Origin of the sequence: Clostridium tyrobutyricum DSM 2637 = ATCC 25755 = JCM 11008 (genome assembly GCF_000359585.1) — a bacterium.
In the GTDB taxonomy this organism is placed as follows: domain Bacteria; phylum Bacillota; class Clostridia; order Clostridiales; family Clostridiaceae; genus Clostridium_B; species Clostridium_B tyrobutyricum.
In genome coordinates this window covers 1-1,243 of sequence record NZ_APMH01000063.1, presented here as the reverse complement: position 1 = coordinate 1,243, position 1,243 = coordinate 1, and the positions used below count along the sequence as shown (strand labels likewise).

At 37.6% G+C, this 1,243-nt stretch carries 1 protein-coding gene; it reads right to left on the bottom strand.

Annotated elements, in window-relative coordinates; genetic code table 11:
- Nucleotides 1–11 precede the first annotated feature (11 nt).
- The gene (tuf, locus tag J418_RS0115305; RefSeq protein ID WP_017752389.1) at nucleotides 12–1,205 is read right to left on the bottom strand and encodes an elongation factor Tu; all 1,194 of its coding nucleotides are present in this window, start codon (nucleotides 1,203–1,205) and stop codon (nucleotides 12–14) included.
- Nucleotides 1,206–1,243: the final 38 nt, after the last annotated feature.

The window sequence follows — 1,243 nt, the reverse complement described above, 5'->3', positions numbered from 1 at the left end:
TTACAAACAAATTATTCAACAATAGAAGTAACTACTCCTGAACCAACAGTTCTTCCGCCTTCTCTTATTGCAAATCTTAATCCTTCATGCATTGCTACTGGTGTTATTAACTCCACGTTCATATCTATATGATCTCCTGGCATTACCATTTCTGTTCCTTCTGGTAGTGCTATTGATCCTGTTACATCTGTTGTTCTGAAATAGAACTGTGGTCTGTATCCATTGAAGAATGGTGTATGTCTTCCGCCTTCTTCTTTCTTAAGTACATATACCTGGCCTACAAATTTCTTATGTGGATGTACTGTTCCTGGTTGTGCAAGCACCTGGCCTCTTTCTATTTCTTCTCTCTGTATTCCTCTTAACAATGCTCCGATATTATCTCCTGCCATTGCCTGATCAAGAAGCTTTCTGAACATTTCTACTCCTGTACATACTGTCTTCTTCTTCTCTTCGCTCAGTCCTACTATTTCTAATTCGTCTCCTACTTTTAGTACTCCTGTTTCTACTCTTCCTGTTGCAACTGTTCCTCTTCCTGTTATTGTGAATATATCCTCTACTGGCATCAAGAATGGTTTATCTACTGGTCTTTCTGGTGTTGGTATATATTCATCTACTGCATCCATTAATTCGTGTATGCATTTTGTTGCTTCTGGATCATCCGGATTTTCCACTGCTTTTAATGCACTTCCTACTATTATTGGAACGTCATCTCCTGGGAATCCATACTCATTCAATAACTCTCTTACTTCCATTTCTACTAATTCAATTAATTCTGGATCATCTACTTGATCTGCCTTGTTTAAGAATACTACTATATACTGCACTCCTACTCTGCTTGCAAGCAATATATGTTCTCTTGTCTGTGGCATTGGACCATCTGCTGCACTTACTACTAGGATTGCTCCGTCCATCTGTGCTGCTCCTGTTATCATGTTCTTTACATAATCTGCATGTCCTGGACAATCTACATGAGCATAATGTCTCTTGTCTGTCTCATACTCTACATGAGCTGTGTTTATTGTTATTCCTCTTTCTTTTTCTTCTGGTGCTTTATCTATTTCATCATATTTTGTTGCTGCTGCTTTCCCTTCTTTTGCTAACACCATTGTTATTGCTGCTGTTAATGTTGTCTTACCATGGTCTACATGTCCTATTGTTCCTATATTTACATGTGGTTTTGTTCTCTCAAATTTCTCTTTTGACATTTCTTTCTTCCTCCTTAAATTCACATTATATAATTAAG

Bases quoted from the DNA above. Each gene is read 5' to 3' on its own strand.
- tuf (WP_017752389.1), bottom strand. From the start codon at position 1,205: ATGTCAAAAGAGAAATTTGAGAGAACAAAACCACATGTAAATATAGGA.